This window comes from Rhizobium sp. K102 (genome assembly GCF_022385315.1).
GTDB classification, from domain to species: Bacteria; Pseudomonadota; Alphaproteobacteria; order Rhizobiales; family Rhizobiaceae; genus Rhizobium; species Rhizobium croatiense.
On sequence record NZ_CP092436.1, the window covers coordinates 142,433 to 164,522 of the forward strand.

The following is a 22,090-nucleotide window of genomic DNA, read 5'->3' on the forward strand; positions in this document are numbered from 1 at the left end:
GGAGAGTACCGGACTTCTTGAGAAAGTACTGATGGCGGATTTTATTGCAGTTATTCGGCGGGCCGTCGACGGCCTGGCCGAAAATACCCCCGAGATGCGGGTGAAGGTCTACGAACGTGCTCGCGGCGCAGTGCAGCGGCAGCTCGAGAACATGAAGCCGCGTCCACCGGAAGCCATGCTGCAACGCCAGCTCGAAAAGCTCGAGGCCGCCATCCGCGAAGTGGAGGGTGAACACTCCGAGGCGCTGTCACTCGATGAGGCGGCTGACGCCGTCGCTGTGCCGGAGCCCGTTGAGGAATACGCGGCTCACGGTGAAAGCGAACCGGCGCCTGTGTCAGAGCCGGCCGTCGACGAGCCGGCCGAGGAAGCCGATGCAGAACCGCCGGCGGCAGAGGCCGTCGATGAGCCCGATCAGGTCGAAGCTGCCGCGCCGCAGGAAACTCAGGAAGAGGTCGTAGCCGAGGAAGCCGAGCCTGCGGAACCCCAGCCTGCAGAGCCCGAGCTCGTGGAAACATCTGTTTCCACCGAGACGGATGCGCCCGTTGAGTCATACTGGCATCCCTCCCATGAGGAGGAGGCGCCGGCCGAAGAATGGCATGTCGGCGAGGCGCGTGAGGTCGCTGGCGAAGAGGTGGCGGCGTCCGACCATGACGGCTTCGAACCGCCGCCTGCCGGGCATGACGAGCAAGACGACGATCGTGCCGATGAGCAGCCTCCCGCGGAAGCCGAAGAGGTCGCGGCCGAACCGGCGACTGTTGAAAGCCATGAGCCGAAGGCCGAGGCGGCTTACGAGCCCATCGAATCGTTTCAGCCGGTCACACGCGGCCTAGAGCATGCATCCAACCGGCTGGTCGAGCCGGTCGCCGATTTCGATCGTGCGCAGGAATTCGTCGAACATAGCCGCGAGGAGCCGCTGCAGGCGGATGCGGCGGCGCATTTCGACCCCGTCTGGACCGAACCCGCCGCCGAAACACCGGCTCCGGCGCCGAAGGATGCCGAGACCGAATGGGCTGAAGAGGAACTCCGGCAATATTCGGAAACCGCTCCGGCCGCCGCCGACACCTCGGCGCGCGCCTTCGAAGAGGTGATATCGAGCCTCGAGAAGATAGCACCCGCGGCCGTCATGCCGGCTGCCAAGGAAAGTTTCTCCTGGGAAACGGCCGCCTTCGACGATCTGCCGCCGATCGAGGCCGGGAGCAACAAGAAGACACCGGTTTCCTCGCATTTCGACGATGTCGATATCTTTGCTGAAGTGCATGATGGCAAGGCGGCGCCCGCTGCCGGCGCGCCGAGCGAGGGATGGCGCGAAGCCAAGGCACTGCGTGGCTATGATCGGCGCGGCTCGGTCGCCGCCGACGATGACGACGCCAATCCGGCGATGGATATCGATCAGATCGTCGCCGCCAAACTGCAGGGCAAGAATTTCCGCATGGAGCCGAAGCGGCGCCGCTTCGGCATCGGCACGGTGATCACCCTGATCTTCGCGCTTATCCTGATCGGCGGCGGCGTCTATGCCGGCTGGACGAACAGAGAGGCGCTGGTTGCGATGGTCGATGGGCTTGTCAGCTCGGCACCATCGCAGTCCACGAGGAACGAGGCGGCAACGACGCCGGCGGAACCCGAGACGCCTGCTCAGCCGAGCACGCCGACGCCAGCCGAGCCAGCCACCCCGGAAGCGCAGAATACGCCGCCGGCACCGGCAGAGCCGAACCAGCAAGTGGCGTCATTGAACAATGACGGTGCGGCGGCCAATTCCAAATTCACCCAGCGGCTGCTTTCCGATGGAAGCGAAGTCGACAGCGGCCCGGCGGCTGTGCCGGGAACACCGACCGCCGAAGGGAAATCGGTGGCCGAGCAGAATGTCGCGGCTGCGGATACGCCGGCTGCCAGCGCCCAAGGTGATACGGTCCGGCCGGAAACGCTGACGCCGAACGGTCCTGCGGCATCGCCGCAGCAAACCGCCCCGGTTGGGTCGTCGGAAAAGATGTTCCTCTACGAGGAGCGTATCGGCCAGAGCTCGCCGACGGCGATCGAGGGAACGGTCGTCTGGAGCGTACAGCACGAGGCCGGCCAGGGTGGCCGGCAGGAAGCGACAGTCCAGGGCAATATCACGGTTCCCGAGCGTAATCTCTCGGCTCTCGTCACCTTCAAGCGCAACTCCGATCCGTCGCTGCCGGCAAGCCATCTTGTCGAGATCGTCTTCTCGGTGCCGCCCAATTTTGAAGGTGGCAGTATCGACAGCGTCCAGCGCATCTCGATGAAGCGCACGGAACAGGATCGCGGCGACGCGCTGATTGCGGTTCCGGCCAAGATCACCGACGATTTCCACATGATCGCGCTCAACGATTATCCCGATGCGCGCAAGGCCAATCTCGACCTGATGTCGACCCGCAACTGGATCGATATCCCGATCACCTACCGCAACGGCCGCCGCGCGCTGCTGACGATGGACAAGGGCGGCACGGGAACGGACGCCTTCAATACCGCCATCAAGGAATGGACCGCGCTCGGGGATGTTTCGACGAGCCAGTGAGGTGGTCACCCGGGCAAGGGAGTTCGTTGCCCTTCGCTCGCTCAGCGCATTCACGGCTCTGCCGCTCACGCCCCTCATCCGCCTGCCGGCACCTTCTCCCCGTAAACGGGGCGAAGGGGGATAGCTGCCACCTCTCCGTTCCTCGCTGACCCCTCGGAGGGCATGTCCCCTCTCCCCGTTTTTACGGGGAGAGGGCTAGGGTGAGGGGCAATCACTATCAGCCGGTTGCACAACCCAAACAAAAACGCCACCTCCCGCACCGGGGAGATGGCGTTGCCAATTCTAGACTTCGTATCAGGCCGTGGCTTCGACGACGCGGACGGCTTTGGCGCGTTCCAGGGCTTCCTTGCGGACAGCGTCCTGCACCTTCTCGAAGGCGCGAACCTCGATCTGGCGGACGCGTTCGCGGCTGATGTCGAATTCGGCTGACAGGTCTTCCAGTGTCACCGGCTCCTCGGCGAGGCGGCGGGCCTCGAAGATGCGGCGCTCGCGTTCGTTCAGCACGCTCATCGCCTTGCTCAGCATACGTCGGCGGGTTTCGAGCTCGTCCTGCTCGATCAGCACGTCTTCCTGGCTGTCGTGATCGTCCACAAGCCAGTCCTGCCATTGCCCGCTGTCGCCTTCGGCCGCCTTGATCGGCGCGTTCAGCGAGGCGTCGCCGGAGAGGCGGCGGTTCATCGAAATGACCTCCTCCTCCGAGACGTTCAGCTTGGTGGCGATTTCCGATACGTGCTCCGGCTTCAAGTCGCCGTCGTCGATCGCCTGAATGCGACCCTTCAGCCGGCGCAGGTTGAAGAACAGGCGCTTCTGGTTTGCGGTCGTACCCATCTTCACCAGCGACCACGATCGCAGGATATATTCCTGTATCGAGGCCTTGATCCACCACATGGCATAGGTCGCGAGGCGGAAGCCGCGCTCCGGATCGAATTTCTTGACCGCCTGCATCAGGCCGACATTGCCTTCGGAGACGACTTCGCCGATCGGCAGGCCGTAGCCGCGATAACCCATGGCGATCTTCGCAACGAGGCGCAGATGGCTGGTGACGAGCTTGTGGGCGGCGTCGCGGTCGCCGTGCTCGGCGTAACGCTTGGCCAGCATATATTCCTGCTGCGGTTCGAGCATCGGGAATTTGCGGATTTCGTCGAGATAACGATTGAGGCCGGCTTCGCCGGCGGTAATGGACGGCAAGGTATTTCGGGCCATAGTGCACCCTCCTAAAGTGAATTCCGGTTCCCGATGAAAACGCGTCCCCGCGTCGAATGGCAAACCGGGACGTGCGGCTTTCTACCCAAGCCCGCACTAAGTCTATATACAGATAAGTATGGCGAAATGGCGGTTCAAGGCGCGGCTCACGCAGGTGTGAGACGGGGAAGGCGGAATTCCGCAGTCCCTTCTAACTCCGCAATGCCTCGACAAGTTCCACCATATCCTCGGGCAGTGACACTTCGAAATGCATGAGTTCGCCGGTGCGGGGATGCTCGAATTGCAGCATGAAGGCATGCAGCGCCTGACGGTCGAACCCGTTTACCACCTTGCGGATCTCTTCGGGCAGCAGATTGGCCTTGGTCCTGAAGCCAGCCCCGTAGACCGTGTCGCCGAGCAGCGGGTGGCCGATATGAGCCATATGCACACGGATCTGATGGGTGCGGCCGGTTTCGAGGCGGCACTCGACCAGCGAGGCGAGCGCCGTCGCGTCCGGGGTTTCATGAAAGCGCTCGATCACCTCGTAATGAGTGATCGCCTCGTCGGCGTCATGGCTGTCGGGGCGCTTGACGGCGCGCCGGGTGCGATCGCCGGTGGCGCGGCCAAGCGGCGCGTCGACCGTGCCTGTCAGTGACCGGGGCCGGCCCCAGACGATTGCCTGATAGGCCCGCTCCAGCGGCATGGTGCGGCCATGATCAGCAAACTGGAGCGAGAGATGGCGATGGGCAATGTCGTTCTTGGCGACGACCATGACGCCTGTCGTGTCCTTGTCGAGACGATGGACGATGCCGGGGCGCCGCACGCCGCCGATGCCGGAGAGCGTATCGCCGCAATGATGGATCAGCGCGTTGACCAGCGTTCCCGTCCAGTTGCCGGGGCCGGGGTGGACGACCAGGCCGGCCGGTTTGGATATGACGACGACGTCATCGTCCTCATAGAGGATATCGAGCGGAATATCCTCCCCCTGGGGCGTCGGGTCTTCCGGCTCGGGCAGGGTGATCTCGAAACTGTCGCCGACGCGCACCTTGCGCTGCGGATCGGTGACGGGTTCGCCGCGCATCGAAACTTGGCCGTCCTTGATCAGCGCCTTGATGCGGCTGCGGGAAAAATCCTCGCCGACCTGCGCCGTCAGCCAGGCGTCGAGCCGGCCTTCCGCGGTTTCATCGGCGGTCAGGACTTTTCTAATGCCAACTGCTTGTTTAAAGGGGTCGCTCAAGACGCTTCTTCTCCGACGTATTTTTAGAACGGGACGCACAGATGACAGCAATCGAGCCAGACGACCAGGAAGAGAAGCCCCTTGATCCGGCGATGGAAAGTGTCCGGCGCAAGATGGTCCGCCTGCAGATCGTTTCCGGCGCCATCATGTTCGTCAGCCTTATGGCGGTCTTCGGTGCGGTTGTCTACAAGACGATGCGCGAGCCGAAGGACACGGCTCCCGCTGCCGCCGCCTCTGGTGTGCCCTCGGAGGCGCCGCTCGCGGCGACCGTTTCCCTGCCGCTGGGTTTCAAGGTGCAGTCGACCTCGTTTTCGGCGGGGCAGATCCTGTTTTACGGCGAGACGGTCGAAGGCCGGAACAAGGCGCTGGTGTTCGACCTTAGGACCGGCCGTACCATCGCCGACGTCATCGTTACGGGCAATTGAGACGAGCATGGCTGCTTTCCCGATCGCTATCGGCAGTGCCGACGATCCGCGCGTTGCGGAATTCCGCGACATCCGCGAGCGCGATCTGACCGGGCGGGAAAACCGCTTCATCGCCGAGGGTACCGTCGTGCTCAGAATGCTCGCCGAGGCGCATGCGCAAGGCCGCGGCTTTCGCGCGGAAAAGATCCTGCTGCTGCGCAATCGCGTCGAGGGCATCCTGCCGATTCTGGACCGGTTTCCGGCCGACGTGCCGGTCTATGTCGCCGAGGCTGACGCGCTTGCGGGCATCGTCGGTTTCCATCTGCATCGCGGCGTTCTCGCGCTTGGTCGGCGGGAGGAGCGTGACGAGGCAGCGCTTCTTGACGCCCTGCCGGAACGGGCGCTGGTCCTCGTCGGCTGCGGCATTTCCAATCACGACAATGCCGGCTCGATGTTCCGCAACGCCGCCGCCTTCCGGGCAGATGCCGTGCTGCTCGACGAAACCTCCTGTGATCCTCTTTATCGCAAAGCGCTGCGTGTTTCGGTCGGATCGGTGCTGAGCGTTCCACACCGGCGCGGCGGAAAGGCACTGGACCTGCTCCTTGCACTCGCCGAACAGGGCTTTGCCATCTGGACGCTTTCGCCGCATGGGAAAACGGACATTCGCGTCATTCCGGCTGCGGCACGCATGGCGCTCGTCGTCGGCACGGAGGGGGAGGGCTTGCCGGCGGCGCTGCTGGCCCGCTTTCAGAGCGCGCGCATCCCACAATCGGACGAGCTCGATAGCCTCAATGCGGCGACGGCGACGGGGATCGCGTTGTTTTCCATGGCCTCGGCCATGGGACGGATCTGACCCCTAGAGCACGTCGCGATCTTTCAGATTCGCTCCCCGCGCTTAGGTCTTTATTTTCTCACATGTCGTTATCGCAAAACCGCTGCACACTTTTGCGCGACATGCTTTAACGCACCGGATTGGCGATGATGGCGGCCGCCCGGTCGGCAAGGCTGACGCGGTCGTTCGGGTTCTTGGTCCCGGCATCCGCCAACAGCGTGCGGATCGGCGAGGAAGGGCCCTCGTTGAGTGCGGTCAGCGCCACCATATTGGCGGCGATCGAGGCGATCTCCTCGCGGATCGCACCATCACGTCCGGCGACGGATTTTGCCTTCTGCAGGCGTTCGGCAAGGGCGGCGCTGCGCTTACGGACATCCTCGCTCATCTCAGCCGTTACCGCAGCGGTGTCGAGCATGGACGCGGTTGGGTCGTCGGCCGTCAGTTCGGTCGGTAATTCCGCCGCCATTTTGGCCAGTCCGGCGTCGCGCAGCACCCGGTTGATCCTACGGATTTCGGCATTGGCGGCTTTCAACTGCTCCTTCAGCTTGACGATTTCCTGCTGACGGCGGGCGAGCAGGTTTTCCTTCTCGGCGGCGGATGCGCTCTCACGTGCGGCCTTGTCTTCCAGGCGGATCACCATATGCTGCTGCTGCGTCAGTTTCTGTTCGGCATCCTTGGCCCGCTTCTGCAGCAGGGTGACGTCCTGGCGCAGCGTGTCGCGTTCGTCGCGCAACGCGTTGGCGCGGAATTTCAGGCTTTCCGCCTCTGTTTCACGCGCGGCCATGTCAATCCTCAGCCCGTCGGTTTGTTCGCTGAGCTTGCTCAGCCGCGTCCGCATTGCCGCCAGTTCGCTCTCCTTGTTGGCAGCGGATTGCTCAGCAATATGCAGATTGGTCTTCAACTGGCTGATATAGTTCTCGTCCTTGCGCAGGTGCGAGCGCTGCTCGGCCGCCTCGACATGCATCTCGCCGATCTGGGCCTGCAATTCACCGATATCGGCGGCAAGCCTGCCGGCATCGACGGCAAGGGCATCGTGCCGCAGTTGAAGCGAGAGGGATTTTTCGCGTTCACGCAGAAGGTCCTGGGTGGTGCGCGCGTTTTCGGCGGCATAAAGGGCGCGCACCATATCTTTCTGGGCGCGGACCTCTTGCGGGCTCAGCGGCATCGTCGCTTTCAGCCGATTTTCGGTATACCAGACGATGCGGCGATGTACGGCCGGCGAAATCAGAAAGACGAGGAAGGCCGCGGTCAGGAAGCCCAGTCCGAACAAGAGAGCGTATTCGATCACGGCGGGGCCATCGATTCGACGTTGATACTAAAACAGGATGTCAGCCCAGTCGACCTAAGGTCTGAATCCCGTTCTCCGTTGGTCGGAACTTGACATCCGAAAACCGATTACCCTTTCGGCGTCCTATTCCGGGTCATCCGTGATGATTAAGCACGCATGGCGCATCGGGGCAAGGCCACCGATGCGGGTGGCGGCAGTTTCCAACGGTCCTGCGGCTTCAGAAGGGATTCCAGGTCGGCGCCTGGGTGATCTTGAGATAGCCGACATTGACGCCGAGTTCGGGCGCCGACGCCGGTGCGGATCGGTACGACCAGCACGTCGTTGTTCTTCAGCACCGTCATGCCGAAGCCCGCAATCACATAGGCCGAGCCGCTGACGCCGCCGAAGCGGGCATAGATGCCGTCGATGGAGGGCAGATCGTAGACCAGCATCATGACGCGCGAGCCTTGTCCGCCGTAATCGATGCCGAGGGAGGGGCCCTGCCAGTAGAGCGGATGTTCGCCGGCATTCTTGGTGTTCAGCTGGCCCTCGCCATAGGTGAGGCCGGCGATGAAGGCGCCGCCGCCTTCCTGTCCGAGAATATAACCGTTCGGCAGGCCGTATTTCTGGAAGGCGCTTTCCACCACCTTGGCAAGACCGCCGCTGGCGGAGCCGAAGAAGGAGTGGCCGGTATCGATGATTTCCTGCATCGTATACTGACCGTTGTTGTTCTGAGCGGCGGCCGGCCCGGCAACCATCATCGAGGAGAAGACGAGGGCCGAGAGCAACCTGCAGAAGCCGATGAATCGGTGCGGAAATCGAGGGCGCATGGTGTCATCCGTTCGTCGTTGGTCGGGAGCGGACAACCGCTCGCGTCAATTGCTGCATTTTGCGCCGATGATCTTAACAATCGGTTTACCAAATATGGTGTCATTATGGCACCGAATACGATCGCAAACTTCGCGCAATTTAGATGACGCATATTACCGGGCGCGATGAGATTGCCGCCCCTCAGGAGACGATGATGTCCAAGAACCCGAACCTTACACTGTCCGGCCCGGATCTGGCCGCGCTCCTCTGCAGCCGCGTTTGCCACGACGTCATCTCGCCTGTCGGCGCGATCAACAACGGTCTGGAACTTCTCGATGAAGGCGGCGCCGATTCCGATGCGATGGACCTGATCCGCACCAGTGCGCTCAATGCTTCCGTCCGGCTGAAATTCGCGCGTCTCGCCTTCGGCGCGTCCGGTTCCGTTGGCGCCTCGATCGACACCGGCGAGGCCGAGCGGGCCGCCAAGGATTTTGCGCTGGCGGAGAAGAAAACCGAGGTGATCTGGAACGGGCCGCGCGCCATCGTTGCCAAGAACCGGGTCAAGCTGCTGCTTAATCTCTTCCTCGTCGCCTATTCTTCCATTCCACGCGGCGGCGTGCTCGAGGTGACGCTCGAAAATCCTGAATTCGACGCCAAGTTCACGCTTACGGCCAAGGGCAAGATGATGCGCTTGCCGCCGAAATTCGTTGAAATATCGACCGGCGCGATCGAGGAGGCAATCGATGCCCATTCGATACAGCCCTATTACGCCGTGCTATTGGCTGAAGAGTGCGGAATGACGCTCGACCATAGCGCCAGCGCCGATGAATTGGTGTTTACGGCGGTGGTCGCTGCTGCTTGATTTCGGAGCCCGGACGGGTGTCGGCGCCCGTCCGGTAACGATTCCTTAGCCTGATGGACCTATCCTCCAGGGTTGTAAGAGGCCTCTTGTTGCGACGAATGCGGGGGCAAAGGAGCAGTCATGCAAAGGTTCATGATCACCGATAATTCGGACATCGTCCGCAAGGTCGGCAAGCGCATTCTCTCCGAACTCGACTTTCTCGTCAGCGAGGCTTCCAATGCCAGCGAGGCGCTGCAGCGCTGCCAGGCGGAACTGCCGGAATATCTGATCGTCGATTCCGGCATGGAAGGCGCCCTCGAGCTCATTGCCGCCATCCGCGCCATGGACGGGGGCAAGGACGTCAAAATCTATTATTGCGTCATCGAAGCGGATCTGAAGAAATTGATGGCGGGCAAACGGGCCGGCGCCACGGATTTCCTGCTGAAACCCTTCGACCGCAAGATCCTGACCGCCGTTTTCGGAAACCGCGCGATCGCTGCCTGACGGCAGACGCATTCCGCCGGCATCATCCATTCCCGGAGCGTTCCGCCAAAAAAGTGCGGACGCCGGCTGATGCTGCGGCTCTCCTTCCCTCACCGAGATGAAGGACTTCAGGTCGATCAGGGCCTCAGGCCCTCTCACTCTCATTGCCAGCCAAAAACGAAAAATCCCGCCGGAAGGGCGGGATTTCGTCATCCGATAAGGGGGATCGGAAGATTGGAGGCTCAGGCGGTTTCCGCATATTCGGTGCCATCCGGCTCGCGAAGAACGTAACCACGGCCCCAGACGGTCTCGATATAATTGGCGCCGCCGGCGGCGTTGGCGAGTTTCTTGCGCAGCTTGCAGATGAAGACGTCGATGATCTTCAGTTCCGGCTCGTCCATACCGCCGTACAGATGGTTGAGGAACATTTCCTTGGTGAGCGTAGTGCCCTTGCGGAGCGAAAGCAGCTCCAGCATCTGGTATTCCTTGCCCGTCAGATGGACGCGCTGGCCGCCGACTTCAACGGTCTTGGCATCGAGATTGACAATCAGTTCGCCGGTCATGATCACCGACTGGGCGTGGCCCTTGGAGCGGCGGACGATGGCGTGGATGCGGGCGACGAGCTCGTCCTTGTGAAACGGCTTGGTCATGTAGTCGTCGGCGCCGAAGCCGAGACCGCGAACCTTGTCTTCGATGCCGGCCATGCCCGACAGAATGAGGATCGGTGTCTTGACCTTCGACAGCCGGAGAGTGCGGAGCACTTCATATCCGGACATGTCGGGCAGGTTCAGATCGAGAAGGATGATATCGTAATCATACAGCTTGCCCAGATCGACGCCTTCTTCACCGAGATCGGTGGTGTAAACATTAAAACTCTCTGATTTCAGCATCAACTCGATGCTCTGCGCCGTAGCGCTGTCGTCCTCGATGAGAAGTACCCGCATAATTATCCCCTTTACCGCCGCCGAAAGGTGGTCTGGCCCCCTACACGCTACCGAACAAGCTACGTGATTTGGAAGCTGCCACGAAATGGTTAACAAATTCTGATTCACTCTGGCAAGGAGTATCGAATTTATTAAATAATTTTTCCATTTCTCTGTTTTCCAATAGGAATCTCAAAAAGGCTTTCCTCAATTTTAACATTAGGAAACAGCGCTAAGTGATTCATCCGACTCGCCAATGAAAAGGTTCGAATTTCATGCCGCGGCATTTACCGACCCTTAAATCATCGGGCCTATCATTAACGATGCCCGTAAACGAAAGGTTACCAGCGGTAGGTTTTTGTTAATATCGCAGGAAATTTTTTAGCAAACCGTGTCAAAGCGGCGCGCAGGGCGGTTTCAAGTTGAGCCGGGGTCTCGCATCACGGGAGTAATGCGTATGAAGTCGCGAGAAAGTCTCGTTCGCCTGAAAGAGTTTCAGGTGAACGAAAAACGACGTCAATTGCAGCAATTGCAGATGATGATGTCCGAATTCGAACGGATGACGAAGGATCTGGAGAGCCAGATCGTCGTCGAGGAAAAGAAGTCCGGTATATCAGACCCGAATCACTTTGCTTATCCGACCTTCGCCAAAGCCGCGCGTCAGCGGGCCGACAACCTGCAGGTTTCGATCAAGGAACTGAAGATGCAGGAAGAGGCGCTGGAATTGGCGCTTGAGGAGATGCAGGCGGAATATGCAAGGGCGTCGGCGCTGGAAGAACGTGACAGCGGCGCTCGAGCACGGGCGTAAGTGAAAACGACGGGCGCCGGCTTCGGCGCCCCGGGGATCGCCACAGAGAAGCCATGTATGATGGGCGCGCTGGTCCGTCATACATGGCTTTTGGTGTTTGCCGTTTTCCATCTCCATGTCGCCCGCTTGGCGCACCGGCCCGAAAAAATCGGCATCGCTTTTCGGAAGGGCGATGTACGGAAGTCTTGCAGCGTCTTTCGTGCGCCTGAAAAGACGCGAGCGCTTTAGAAATCGCAGCAGGGCGGCCAAGCCACGGGAATCAGTTCACGACGTCGTGCCATTCCGGGTGTCGCTGCGCCTGCGCCTTGAAAAAAGGGCAGAGCGGAATGATCTTCCAGCCGCCGGTGCGAGCGGCCTCCACCGCATGCAGCGCCAGTGCCTGACCGACGCCCTTGCCGCGCAGGGCATCGGGAACGGCGGTATGATCGATGATGACGAGTTTCGGCGAGGTGCGCGAATAGGTCATCTCCGCCTCATGCCCTTTTACCTCGGCCGCGTAACGGCCGCCGGAGAGGCCTTCCTCGTTTCGAATGTCCATTGTCTTTCCTCGCAGAGGGATGGGGATATTGTCGCCGGCGACGGTGACACGGCGGCGCGATCATGCCAAGCCGGCGAGGCAATTCCTCGAGGAGACGGAGTGTTCATGAAAAAGATCGGATCGGTGCAAGGTTCGCGCGAATGAGGGAGCTTTCGATGATCCGCCCGTTACTGCTCGTGGCGGCGCCGTTCCTCCTGGCGCTTGGCCTCATCTTGCCGCTGGTCCGTTTCGAGACTTTGTATTTCTTCGATCAGACTCCGTCGCTTGTCGAAATCGTCGCCTCGCTCTGGCAGGGTGGGGATGGGCTGCTGGCGGCGATCGTCGCACTGGTGTCGATCGTGCTTCCGATTCTGAAGATGGTTGGGATCGCTGCGGAAGCGACAGGTGCCGGCGGCGGGGCCGGCAGTCTATTTTATCGTCGCGTCGTGCCGCATCTGTCCAAGTGGTCAATGATGGACGTGCTGCTGGTCGCGATCGTCATTGCGGCGGCGAAGACGACGGGGTTGGCGGATGCATTCACTCAGCCTGGCCTGTGGTGCTATGCGGCCTCGTCAATGATTTCGGGCCTTCTGCACTCCCTGACGGGAGATGCGTCCGGCCCGAAATAAATCGTCGATGCTGGCGTGCGATCAGTGGCGATACTGCTGAATGCGCGTGGTGCGCAGGCCGGCGAGGCCATGGCTGTTGATCGACGACTGCCAGGACAGGAACTCTTCGACCGTGAGCGTGTAACGCTCGCAGGCCTCTTCCAAGCTCAACAGGCCACCGCGAACAGCCGCGACAACCTCTGCCTTCCGGCGGATCACCCAGCGCCGCGTATTGGGCGGCGGAAGGTCCGCGATGGTCAGGGGGCTGCCATCGGGGCCGATGACATATTTTACTCGGGGACGTATCATTTCGGTCATTGGACTCTCTACACAACGCAAGACCACGAGCGCCACTCTAGCCTGCCACATTTAAAAATTGCCTAAGCCCAACGTAAGACTTTGATAACAAATTTAGACGCCCCGGAGTGGCCGATGAATGGGAGTCTGCCTCGCAAGACTTCGTCGCCGATCTCCCCCGTATCGGCCTAGTTCGTACGATTTGATGCCTCCTGTCCTTGCTTGCGCAGCAATCGGTCTTCGTCGACACTCCGGCGTGAGCTTCTCGTCGCCGGTATCGAAAACCGTTGATCAGCAATCGGCAGCAAAGCCTCGTCAGCTTTTACCAGGCCGCCGACCTCTTTTATTGCTGCAGACCGGTGACGTCGCTGGTGCGCGATCCTGGCGATCTTCTGTGCGGAAGGGGCGTTTGCCAGGAGGGCGGCCAATCAGGAAATCGTCATCTGGACACGCTCCTCCAGGATGCGGCGAGAAATACCGACGCCTTCGCATTGCATGGCGCTGAGCTGAAACAATACATTTTCGCCTTTGTTAGGCAGTGGCCCATGCAGGCAAGGAAGCAGGCAATGGCAATCGCTCTACCGCCTCAGGCGCTCTCGCGCCAGCTCCCGCGCAAGGCAGTCTAATGCATGTCGCCCGGAAGTGTGCAGCGGTTCCGGGACAACGACATGCATCAAAACAAAGGGCTTTAGAAGCGCTCACCCGCGCCAGATCGGATGCCCTTTGCGCCTCAGAGAAGCGGCGCTGGGTCGGGAGCAGGGACGAGAGGCGATTCTTCTCGATCTCTCGTCGTATATGATCGTGGGGGTATCTGAGGAGTGCGATGGCAAGCGCGATTCGCTCAACCGCATGCGGGCAGTCGCCCGAGCATTCCGGTACCGGCTGCTCCGAGCAGCCGGCCCTTTCTCACAAAAAAAGCTTAGAAGCCTTTTCCGCCGGCCAGTTCCGATGCGACGGTTCCGACGATGATGCGCATATCCATCCAGATCGAGAAATTCCCGACGTAATAGAGATCGCTGGCGATGCGGGCGCGCGCCTTGGCCGGACGATCGGTCGGGCCGCGCAGGCCGCGCATCTGGGCGAGACCGGTCATGCCCGGACGCATTGCGTGGCGCTGGTGGTATTCCGGCACAAGCTCTTCGTAGAGCATGCCGCCGGCGCGCATGCCGATCGCGTGGCAGCGCGGACCGACAACCGACATGTCGCCCAACAGCACGTTCAACAGCTGCGGCAACTCGTCGATGTTCGTGCGGCGCAGGATGGCGCCGATGCGGGTGACGCGCGGGTCGTTCTTCACCGTCTGAGCAACGCCCGAGACATCGCAGAGATCGGTGCGCATGGAGCGGAACTTGTAGACTTTGATGGCCTTGCAGTTCCTACCCCAGCGAGTCTGCTTGAACAGCACCGGTCCGGGGCTGTCCAGCTTGATCAAGAGGGCGACGAGAAGAAGTAAGGGTGCGAGGACGAGGAGGGCGCTCAACGACGAAACAATGTCGAACGCCCGCTTCAGGACGAGATCCACCCACGGCGCCTGCGGCGCATCGCTGTGGATTACAGGGGTCTGGATCTTCAGGCTCGGCTGCTGGCGGCGGCTCGGCCGGAAGGACTCTGTCGAAATGGTGTTGTTTAGTTCCGTGATGCTCAAGGATCGTACTCTGTTGTCTTCGAGGGGCGCGGCGGCAATAGGCGATCAATGGTTTACCCTGTCACCAGGGCTGCACTCAGGTGTTTGGTAACCCTACTAAAACGGAAAAATGCGACAATTGTGTAATGGTGTCCAGAGAAATATCGCATCGCAATAAATCTTTCGCACTTGCGTTAAGTTGAGGCAAGCTCATGATATTTCGTTAAGAATTGGAATTTCGTCAAGGTTTTTAGGCCCTTGGCAGGGGCTTCCGGGGTGCTTCGGACGTGCCTTCTCGGCACGTACCGCATTGCCCACAAGCGCCATTTCTTAACAGAAACCGGGGCGAAATTTTTTCGCGAGAACGGTCGGCTTGTTATCTAACAGTGCCAAAATGTGACAAAACCAAGGCGGGATCGACGCGCTTTTGCAGGCAGAAGGTGTGGAGACACGGGGGTATCCCGCAGAATCACCTCTCTCGCCCGGCCATGCGAATCAGTTGATGACCGGCGAAGCCGAGATAATCGGCACGGGGGAGGGGCCTGACGGAAGGCGCGGAGCGGCGGAGAAGCACGTCCGCGGCCTTTCAGCGATCCTTGCGAGAGGTCAGGCGGGTTCGAGAACGCGTTTCCTGCCGCCCCAGGAAATGAAGTTCGGGTTGGCGAAATCGAAATCGGCCGCCGTTCCGGTCTTGCCGTAGGTCAGCGGCGCTCCGTCGAGCGTCACGGTCGAACCGCCGGCGGCCCGAAGCACTGCGTCGCCGGCCGCCGTGTCCCATTCCATCGTGCGGGTGAAACGGGGATAGACGTCGGCCTTGCCTTCGGCCAGCAGGCAGAATTTCAGCGACGAGCCGATGTTGGTGCACTTGGAAATCGCATGGTCGGCGAGGAAGGTTCCGGTCTCCGGGCTGTTGTGGCGAAGGCTCGCGAGCGCCAGCCTGTCGGCCGGCTGTTCGCGCACGGCGATTGCACTGCGTGAGCCGACAGTGAAATCCTCCGTAACCACGAGCCTTTCGGCGTGGCCGCGTTCTCCCGAGAAGGCAAGCCCGAGCGCCGGCGCGTAGACGATCCCGGCCGCCGGAGCGCCGTTCTCGATATAAGCGATGTTGACGGTGAATTCCTGCCGCCCGTCGACGAATTCACGCGTGCCGTCGAGAGGGTCGACCAGGAAGAAGCCCCGACCGCTGATGTCGGGCACCCTGCCGGCCGCGACCGACTCTTCCGCCACGACGGGTATTTCGGGATAGTCTCGGGCAAGATGCGCGAGGATGATCCGTTCGGCCTCCTCGTCGGCGACCGTGACTGGACTTGCGTCCGCCTTCATGGCGACGGGAAAGCCTTCGCGCAAGACCGTTATAATGGCCATGCCGGCTTCGAGCGCCGCCTTTTCGAATGTCCTCAGCATTGTCCTTTGCCGTTCGCCGCGCGGTGAGCACCCCGTTGTCGCTCGTCCGCAAACCATCCCTGCCACCATAGTCGATCTTATATGGTGTTTCGCCCCGCGTTCCGCACCCCGATAACGCAGTTTGCGATGCTACCATAAGCTTTCGGTCTTGTCAGACGAAGATGGCTGTCATTCGCTGGAATGGGATTCGCCAAAGCGGCGCGCTGCGGGTCTGAATTTGCTCCATCTTCCAATTCTGTGGAATAGCTTACGCCGCAAGAGGTTCATGAAATTGAAGGGGAAATTGCCGGATGGTTAATTCGACGCCAGTTTTTGGCTAAAAACAGGACGTGCTTCGCCGATTTTCTGTGGATTTTGGTGCAAAATGCGCCATTTAGCCCTGTTCGAACAAGAATCTGCCGGAGTAAATCCTTTTTGTCTTCACATTTGCAGCGAAACCGCTATGCATGCGGTCATGAGGTTGCCTGAAACGGGTGACCGAAGAACCAAAAAGAGATGCAGCATATTCGGCTCGCATCCAGGGGAAAACGACATATGGAGTATTTCGTCCAGCAGCTCTTCAACGGGCTGACGCTCGGATCCATCTATGGCCTTGTGGCTATCGGCTATACGATGGTTTATGGCATTATCGGCATGATCAACTTCGCCCATGGCGACATTTTCATGCTCGGTGGTTTCGCCGCTCTTATCGTCTTCCTCGTCCTCACATCCATCTTCGCAGGTCTCCCGGTGGCAATTCTGCTGCTGGCGATGCTTGTCGTGGCGATGCTGATGACGAGTTTGTGGAATTGGACGATCGAGCGCGTCGCATACCGTCCTTTGCGCGGTTCATTCCGCCTGGCGCCGTTGATCACCGCGATCGGCATGTCGATCGTGCTGTCCAACTTCATCCAGGTGACGCAGGGTCCGCGCAACAAGCCGATCCCGCCGATGGTGAGCTCGGTCTATCAGTTCGGCAATATCTCGGTGTCGCTGAAGCAGATCATCATCATCGTGATCACCGCGGTGCTGCTTGCGGCCTTCTGGTACATCGTCAATCGTACAGCGCTTGGCCGCGCCCAGCGCGCCACCGAGCAGGACCGCAAGATGGCGGCGCTGCTCGGCGTCAATGTCGACCAGACGATCTCGATCACCTTCGTCATGGGTGCGGCACTGGCTGCCGTCGCCGGCACGATGTATCTGATGTATTATGGCGTTGCCTCGTTCGCCGACGGCTTTACGCCGGGTGTGAAGGCATTCACCGCAGCCGTTCTCGGCGGCATCGGCTCATTGCCGGGCGCCGTTCTCGGCGGGCTGATGATCGGTCTGATCGAATCGCTGTGGTCGGCCTATTTCACCATCGCGTACAAGGATGTGGCGACCTTCGCCATCCTCGCTTTCGTGCTGATCTTCAAGCCGACGGGTATCCTCGGGCGGCCGGAAGTCGAGAAGGTATAACGTCATGGCAAACATCGAAAATTCTGCAGGCAAGCCCGATGCCGGACTTGTCCGCAAAGGCCTTACCGAAGCCCTTTTCGCCGCCGTCCTGTCACTCGGCATGTTCGTTCTCTATGTTGGTCTGAAGACCGACCAGAACATCAACAACGAGCTGATCATCGTCCAGCGCTGGGGATTGCTTGCGATCTTCGTCGCTGTCGCCGCGATCGGCCGTTTCCTCATGGTCGTTTTCATCAAGCCGAACATCGACCGCCGCAAGCTCAGAAAGGCACGGCAAGGCGATCTCGACATTTCGACCGAGAAGAACTTCTTCCATCGGCACTTCCTGAAGATCGCGCTGCTCGCGCTCGTGCTCTACCCTGTCGTGATCGTGGCTCTCGTCGGTGCCCAGGGTTCGCTGAAATGGGTCGACAATTTCGGCATCCAGATCCTGATCTACGTGATGCTCGCCTGGGGGCTGAACATCGTCGTCGGTCTCGCCGGCCTGCTCGATCTCGGCTATGTCGCCTTCTACGCGGTCGGCGCCTATTCCTACGCGCTGCTGTCGAGCTATTTCGGCCTGTCCTTCTGGGTGCTGCTGCCGCTTTCCGGCATCTTGGCCGCACTCTGGGGCGTCATCCTCGGCTTTCCGGTGCTGCGCCTACGCGGTGACTATCTTGCCATCGTCACGCTTGCCTTCGGGGAAATCATCCGTCTCGTCCTCATCAACTGGACCGAGGTGACCAAGGGGACGTTCGGTATCTCGAGCATTCCGAAGGCGACGCTGTTCGGCATCCCCTTCGATGCGACGGCCGGCGGCTTTGCCAAGCTCTTCCAACTGCCGATGTCTTCCGCCTACTACAAGATCTTCCTCTTCTATCTCATCCTGATGCTCTGCATGCTGACGGCCTACGTCACCATCCGGCTGCGCCGCATGCCGATCGGGCGTGCCTGGGAAGCGTTGCGCGAAGACGAGATCGCCTGCCGTTCGCTCGGCATCAACACGGTGACGACCAAGCTCACGGCCTTCGCGACGGGTGCAATGTTCGGCGGCTTCGCCGGTTCGTTCTTCGCAGCGCGGCAGGGCTTCGTTTCGCCGGAATCCTTCATCTTCCTGGAATCGGCCGTCGTTCTCGCCATCGTCGTTCTCGGCGGCATGGGCTCGCTGACCGGCATCGCGATCGCTGCGATCGTCATGGTCGGCGGCACCGAGGCGCTGCGCGAAATGGACTTCCTGAAAGCGGTCTTCGGGCCGGACTTCACGCCGGAACTCTACCGCATGCTGCTCTTCGGCCTTGCCATGGTCGTCGTCATGCTGTTCAAGCCGCGCGGTTTCGTCGGCTCACGTGAACCGACCGCCTTCCTCAAGGAGCGCAAGGCAATATCCGGAAGCTTTACCAAGGAGGGCCATGGTTGATGAGCCCGGTGACCAACACGATGTCGAGCGATACGCTGCTCAAGGTCGAGCACCTGTCGATGAAGTTCGGCGGCCTGATGGCCATCAACGACTTCTCCTTCGAAGCCAAGCGCGGTGACATTACCGCGCTGATCGGGCCGAACGGCGCCGGCAAGACCACCGTCTTCAACTGCATCACCGGCTTCTATAAGCCGACGATGGGGATGATCACGCTTAATCAGAGTAACGGCAAACAGTACCTGCTGGAGCGTCTGCCGGACTTTCGCATCACCAAAGAAGCCAAGGTGGCGCGCACCTTCCAGAACATCCGGCTGTTCTCCGGCCTGACCGTTCTCGAAAATCTGCTGGTTGCCCAGCACAACAAGCTGATGCAGGCATCGGGTTATACGATCCTCGGCCTCATCGGCATCGGTCCCTATCGGCGAGAGGCGACGGCTGCGGTCGAGCTTGCACGGCACTGGCTTGAGAAGGCTGATCTGATCGACCGCGCCGACGATCCTGCCGGCGATCTGCCCTATGGCGCCCAGCGGCGTCTCGAAATTGCGCGCGCCATGTGCACCGGCCCGGAGCTGCTTTGCCTGGACGAGCCGGCGGCCGGTCTCAACCCGCGGGAATCGGCAACGCTGAATGCGCTGTTGCAGAACATCCGCGCCGAAACCGGAACCTCCATTCTGCTCATCGAGCATGACATGTCGGTGGTTATGGAAATCTCCGACCACGTCGTCGTCCTCGAATACGGCCAGAAGATTTCCGATGGCACGCCGGATCACGTGAAGCACGATCCGAAGGTCATCGCGGCCTATCTCGGCGTCGAGGATGAGGAAGTGGAAGAGGTGATCGCAACCGTCGAGCAGCTCGAAGGAGGCGCAAACTGATGGGCGACGAAGTAATGACGGGTCAACCGCTCCTTCAGGTGAATGGCGTCGAAACCTATTATGGCAATATCCGGGCTCTGGCCGGCGTCGATGTTCAGGTCAACAAGGGCGAGATCGTCAGTCTGATCGGCGCCAACGGCGCCGGCAAGTCGACACTGATGATGACAATCTGCGGCAGCCCGCAGGCCCGCACCGGCTCGGTCGTCTTCGAGGGGCGCGAGATTACCCGCATGCCGACCCATGAAATCGCCCGGCTGCGGATCGCGCAATCGCCCGAGGGACGCCGCATCTTTCCGCGCATGACGGTTCTGGAAAATCTCCAGATGGGCGCCGGCCTCGACAATCTCAAATACTTCGCCGAAGACGTCGAGAAGATCTTCACGCTCTTCCCGCGTCTCAAGGAACGCCACGCCCAGCGCGGCGGCACGCTATCGGGCGGCGAGCAGCAGATGCTGTCGATCGGCCGCGCGCTGATGGCGCGCCCGAAGCTGCTGCTGCTCGACGAACCCTCGCTCGGCCTTGCGCCGCTGATCGTCAAGGGCATTTTCGAGGCGATCCGCAAGCTCAACGAACAGGAAGGGCTGACCGTGTTCCTCGTCGAGCAGAACGCCTTCGCGGCGCTGAGGCTTTCGCACCGCGCCTACGTGATGGTGAACGGCAAGGTGACGATGAGCGGCTCCGGCAAGGAACTGCTCGCCAATCCCGAGGTTCGCGCCGCCTATCTCGAAGGCGGAAGACACTAATCGAAGGGAGAGTTTGATATGCAGGGTCTTTTCTTCGAAAGCGATATCGGTGTTCGGATTGTCATCCGTACGCTCGTCGTGCTGATCGGCTTCTGGACGGCCTGGCGGGCCGGCAAGGCCGTTGCGGACGGCTGGAACAATTATCCGCTGGCGGTCGTCTATACCTTCCTGCTCGCCTGGGCGATGCAGTTTCTCCACCACGCCCTGTTCAATGGGCCGATGCTCAGCGCCCTCTATTATGGCATCGACTTCGTGACGCTGCTGGTCTTCTCGACCGCCGGCTTCCGCTTTCGCCGCACCAATCAGATGGTCAACAACTATTACTGGCTGTACGAAAAAACTTCCGCGTTTTCGTGGAAGGACAAACATTGACAGTCCGTTGAAACTAGGCATGAATTGCCTTCAGAGTGGAACAGCTTTCCTGGCGCAGTCAATGGTGGGTAATGCGCCGGGCCTTGGACCGGAACCCGCCCAAAAATTGGGAGTAACAATATGAAGAAGTCTCTTCTGTCGGCAGTGGCTCTGACGGCGATGCTCGCCTTCAGCGGCAACGCCTGGGCCGACGTCCTCATTGCTGTCGCTGGTCCGCTGACCGGCCCGAACGCCGCCTTCGGCGCGCAGCTTCAGAAGGGCGCCGAGCAGGCGGCCGCCGACATCAACGCTGCCGGCGGCATCAACGGCGAGCAGATCAAGATCGAGCTCGGCGACGACGTCTCCGACCCGAAGCAGGGCATTTCGGTCGCCAACAAATTCGTTGCTGACGGCGTCAAGTTCGTCATCGGCCACTTCAACTCGGGCGTTTCGATCCCGGCTTCGGAAGTTTATGCCGAAAACGGCATTCTCGAAATCACCCCGGCCGCTACCAACCCGAAGTTCACCGAGCGCGGTCTCTGGAACACGTTCCGCACCTGCGGCCGTGACGACCAGCAGGGCGCCATCGCCGGCAAGTATCTTGCCGACCACTTCAAGGACGCCAAGATCGCCGTCGTTCACGACAAGACCCCCTACGGTCAGGGCCTTGCAGACGAAACCAAGAAGGCGATGAATGCCGCCGGCGTGACCGAAGCCATGTACGAAGGCATCAACGTCGGCGACAAGGACTTTTCGGCCCTCATCGCCAAGATGAAGGAAGCCGGCGTCTCGATCATCTATTGGGGCGGCCTGCACACCGAAGCCGGCCTCATCATCCGTCAGGCCGCCGACCAGGGCCTGAAGGCAACGCTGGTTTCGGGCGATGGTATCGTTTCGAACGAACTGGCCTCGATCGCTGGTGACGCCGTTGCCGGTACGCTCAACACCTTCGGTCCCGACCCGACGCTGAACCCGGCCAACAAGGAACTCGTCGAAAAGTTCAAGGCTGCCGGTTTCAACCCGGAAGCCTATACGCTGTATTCCTACGCTGCGATGCAGGCGATCGCCGGTGCGGCCAAGGCTGCCGGTTCGGTGGATCCCGAAGCCGTCGCCACGGCCATGAAGGAAAAGGGTCCGTTCCCGACGGTTCTCGGCGACATTTCGTTCGACGAAAAGGGCGACCCGAAGATTCCTGGCTACATCATGTACGAATGGAAGAAGGGCGCGGACGGCAAGTACACCTACGTCCCGCAGGGCATGTAAGCATAACTTCCCTTTTGGGGATGTGAGATCGAAGCCCGGTTCCGACCGGGCTTCTTTGTTTTACGAAGGTTTCAATTTCTGTTCGCCACAGGCCACCTACCTGCTGCTTGGGGGTCTGCCCGAAAACGACTGTCGCGCGAAGATCCTCGGCAATTTCGGCGGCGGCGATCCCCATGCCGCTAATGCATGTCGCCTGGAAGTGTGCAGCGGTTCGGGGACGACGGCATGCATAAAAACAAAGGGCTAAGCACGTCG

Annotated in this window: 22 protein-coding genes and 1 pseudogene; 14 read left to right on the forward strand and 9 right to left on the reverse strand. The window is 60.6% G+C overall.

The window, feature by feature from the left end; translation table 11 throughout:
- Positions 1–31 precede the first annotated feature (31 nt).
- Positions 32–2,533 carry a hypothetical protein gene (locus tag MHI61_RS06660; RefSeq protein ID WP_239791405.1) on the forward strand — a complete coding sequence of 834 codons (2,502 nt, stop codon included), beginning with the start codon at positions 32–34 and terminating at the stop codon, positions 2,531–2,533.
- 294 nt (positions 2,534–2,827) lie between these two features.
- Here MHI61_RS06660 and rpoH read toward each other — a convergent pair whose 3' ends face one another.
- On the reverse strand, positions 2,828–3,736 hold the full coding sequence (gene rpoH, locus MHI61_RS06665) for an RNA polymerase sigma factor RpoH (protein ID WP_012484996.1): 909 nt from the start codon (positions 3,734–3,736) through the stop codon (positions 2,828–2,830).
- Positions 3,737–3,926: 190 nt separating this feature from the next.
- Positions 3,927–4,952, reverse strand: a complete 1,026-nt coding sequence (locus MHI61_RS06670; RefSeq protein ID WP_239791406.1) for an RluA family pseudouridine synthase — start codon at positions 4,950–4,952, stop codon at positions 3,927–3,929.
- 41 nt (positions 4,953–4,993) lie between these two features.
- Between MHI61_RS06670 and MHI61_RS06675 the strand changes: the two genes are divergently transcribed.
- Together MHI61_RS06675 and MHI61_RS06680 are read left to right on the forward strand one after the other, a co-directional pair.
- Entirely contained in the window at positions 4,994–5,377 is a 384-nt protein-coding gene (locus tag MHI61_RS06675; RefSeq protein ID WP_239791407.1) for a hypothetical protein, read from the forward strand.
- A 7-nt stretch (positions 5,378–5,384) separates the two neighbouring features.
- Positions 5,385–6,209 (forward strand): RNA methyltransferase, encoded by an 825-nt coding sequence (locus MHI61_RS06680; protein ID WP_239791408.1) that lies wholly within the window; start codon positions 5,385–5,387, stop codon positions 6,207–6,209.
- A 106-nt stretch (positions 6,210–6,315) separates the two neighbouring features.
- Here MHI61_RS06680 and MHI61_RS06685 read toward each other — a convergent pair whose 3' ends face one another.
- Positions 6,316–7,476, reverse strand: a complete 1,161-nt coding sequence (locus tag MHI61_RS06685; RefSeq protein ID WP_239791409.1) for a hypothetical protein — start codon at positions 7,474–7,476, stop codon at positions 6,316–6,318.
- A 217-nt stretch (positions 7,477–7,693) separates the two neighbouring features.
- Positions 7,694–8,285: pseudogene (locus tag MHI61_RS06690) on the reverse strand (EipA family protein).
- A 194-nt stretch (positions 8,286–8,479) separates the two neighbouring features.
- Here MHI61_RS06690 and MHI61_RS06695 point away from each other — a divergent pair.
- Positions 8,480–9,127 (forward strand): histidine phosphotransferase family protein, encoded by a 648-nt coding sequence (locus MHI61_RS06695; protein WP_097605045.1) that lies wholly within the window; start codon positions 8,480–8,482, stop codon positions 9,125–9,127.
- Positions 9,128–9,247: 120 nt separating this feature from the next.
- Complete coding sequence (locus tag MHI61_RS06700; protein ID WP_239791410.1) at positions 9,248–9,610, forward strand: response regulator; 363 nt, start codon at positions 9,248–9,250, stop codon at positions 9,608–9,610.
- 221 nt (positions 9,611–9,831) lie between these two features.
- Here the strand turns inward: MHI61_RS06700 and ctrA are convergent, their stop codons facing one another.
- Positions 9,832–10,533 carry a cell cycle two-component system response regulator CtrA gene (ctrA, locus tag MHI61_RS06705; RefSeq protein ID WP_007533606.1) on the reverse strand — a complete coding sequence of 234 codons (702 nt, stop codon included), beginning with the start codon at positions 10,531–10,533 and terminating at the stop codon, positions 9,832–9,834.
- Positions 10,534–10,969: 436 nt separating this feature from the next.
- Here ctrA and MHI61_RS06710 point away from each other — a divergent pair, with 436 nt between their 5' ends.
- Positions 10,970–11,320, forward strand: a complete 351-nt coding sequence (locus MHI61_RS06710; protein ID WP_009991379.1) for a hypothetical protein — start codon at positions 10,970–10,972, stop codon at positions 11,318–11,320.
- A gap of 259 nt (positions 11,321–11,579) precedes the next feature.
- On the opposite strand, the gene MHI61_RS06715 is transcribed toward MHI61_RS06710, so the two are convergent.
- Positions 11,580–11,858: a GNAT family N-acetyltransferase gene (locus MHI61_RS06715; RefSeq protein ID WP_239791411.1), complete on the reverse strand. Its 279-nt coding sequence runs from the start codon at positions 11,856–11,858 to the stop codon at positions 11,580–11,582.
- Between the two features lie 62 nt (positions 11,859–11,920).
- On the opposite strand from MHI61_RS06715, the gene MHI61_RS06720 reads away from it, so the two are divergent.
- Positions 11,921–12,466 (forward strand): paraquat-inducible protein A, encoded by a 546-nt coding sequence (locus tag MHI61_RS06720; protein ID WP_239791412.1) that lies wholly within the window; start codon positions 11,921–11,923, stop codon positions 12,464–12,466.
- A gap of 21 nt (positions 12,467–12,487) precedes the next feature.
- Here the strand turns inward: MHI61_RS06720 and MHI61_RS06725 are convergent, their stop codons facing one another.
- Complete coding sequence (locus MHI61_RS06725) at positions 12,488–12,763, reverse strand: DUF1153 domain-containing protein (protein ID WP_007533628.1); 276 nt, start codon at positions 12,761–12,763, stop codon at positions 12,488–12,490.
- A 266-nt stretch (positions 12,764–13,029) separates the two neighbouring features.
- Between MHI61_RS06725 and MHI61_RS06730 the strand changes: the two genes are divergently transcribed.
- Entirely contained in the window at positions 13,030–13,368 is a 339-nt protein-coding gene (locus tag MHI61_RS06730) for a hypothetical protein (protein ID WP_239791413.1), read from the forward strand.
- A 293-nt stretch (positions 13,369–13,661) separates the two neighbouring features.
- Here the strand turns inward: MHI61_RS06730 and MHI61_RS06735 are convergent, their stop codons facing one another.
- Both MHI61_RS06735 and cysQ read right to left on the reverse strand, forming a co-directional pair.
- A complete protein-coding gene (locus MHI61_RS06735) occupies positions 13,662–14,387 on the reverse strand; it encodes a sugar transferase (protein WP_239791414.1) in 726 nt (241 codons plus the stop codon).
- A 585-nt stretch (positions 14,388–14,972) separates the two neighbouring features.
- Positions 14,973–15,770: a 3'(2'),5'-bisphosphate nucleotidase CysQ gene (cysQ, locus tag MHI61_RS06740; RefSeq protein ID WP_239791415.1), complete on the reverse strand. Its 798-nt coding sequence runs from the start codon at positions 15,768–15,770 to the stop codon at positions 14,973–14,975.
- 534 nt (positions 15,771–16,304) lie between these two features.
- Here cysQ and MHI61_RS06745 point away from each other — a divergent pair.
- The 6 genes from MHI61_RS06745 to MHI61_RS06770 all read left to right on the forward strand — a co-directional run bounded on the left by MHI61_RS06745 (position 16,305) and on the right by MHI61_RS06770 (position 21,835).
- Positions 16,305–17,207: a branched-chain amino acid ABC transporter permease gene (locus tag MHI61_RS06745; protein WP_010051810.1), complete on the forward strand. Its 903-nt coding sequence runs from the start codon at positions 16,305–16,307 to the stop codon at positions 17,205–17,207.
- Between the two features lie 4 nt (positions 17,208–17,211).
- Positions 17,212–18,603: a high-affinity branched-chain amino acid ABC transporter permease LivM gene (gene livM / locus MHI61_RS06750; protein WP_097581978.1), complete on the forward strand. Its 1,392-nt coding sequence runs from the start codon at positions 17,212–17,214 to the stop codon at positions 18,601–18,603.
- Positions 18,603–19,478, forward strand: coding sequence for an ABC transporter ATP-binding protein (locus MHI61_RS06755; protein WP_222139627.1), 876 nt, complete (start codon positions 18,603–18,605; stop codon positions 19,476–19,478). Before livM ends, MHI61_RS06755 begins: the two co-directional genes overlap by 1 nt.
- Positions 19,478–20,221: an ABC transporter ATP-binding protein gene (locus MHI61_RS06760; RefSeq protein WP_239791416.1), complete on the forward strand. Its 744-nt coding sequence runs from the start codon at positions 19,478–19,480 to the stop codon at positions 20,219–20,221. Before MHI61_RS06755 ends, MHI61_RS06760 begins: the two co-directional genes overlap by 1 nt.
- An 18-nt stretch (positions 20,222–20,239) precedes the next feature.
- Complete coding sequence (locus MHI61_RS06765) at positions 20,240–20,593, forward strand: DUF6867 family protein (RefSeq protein WP_097581974.1); 354 nt, start codon at positions 20,240–20,242, stop codon at positions 20,591–20,593.
- 120 nt (positions 20,594–20,713) lie between these two features.
- Positions 20,714–21,835, forward strand: coding sequence for a branched-chain amino acid ABC transporter substrate-binding protein (locus MHI61_RS06770; RefSeq protein WP_239791417.1), 1,122 nt, complete (start codon positions 20,714–20,716; stop codon positions 21,833–21,835).
- Positions 21,836–22,090 lie beyond the last annotated feature (255 nt).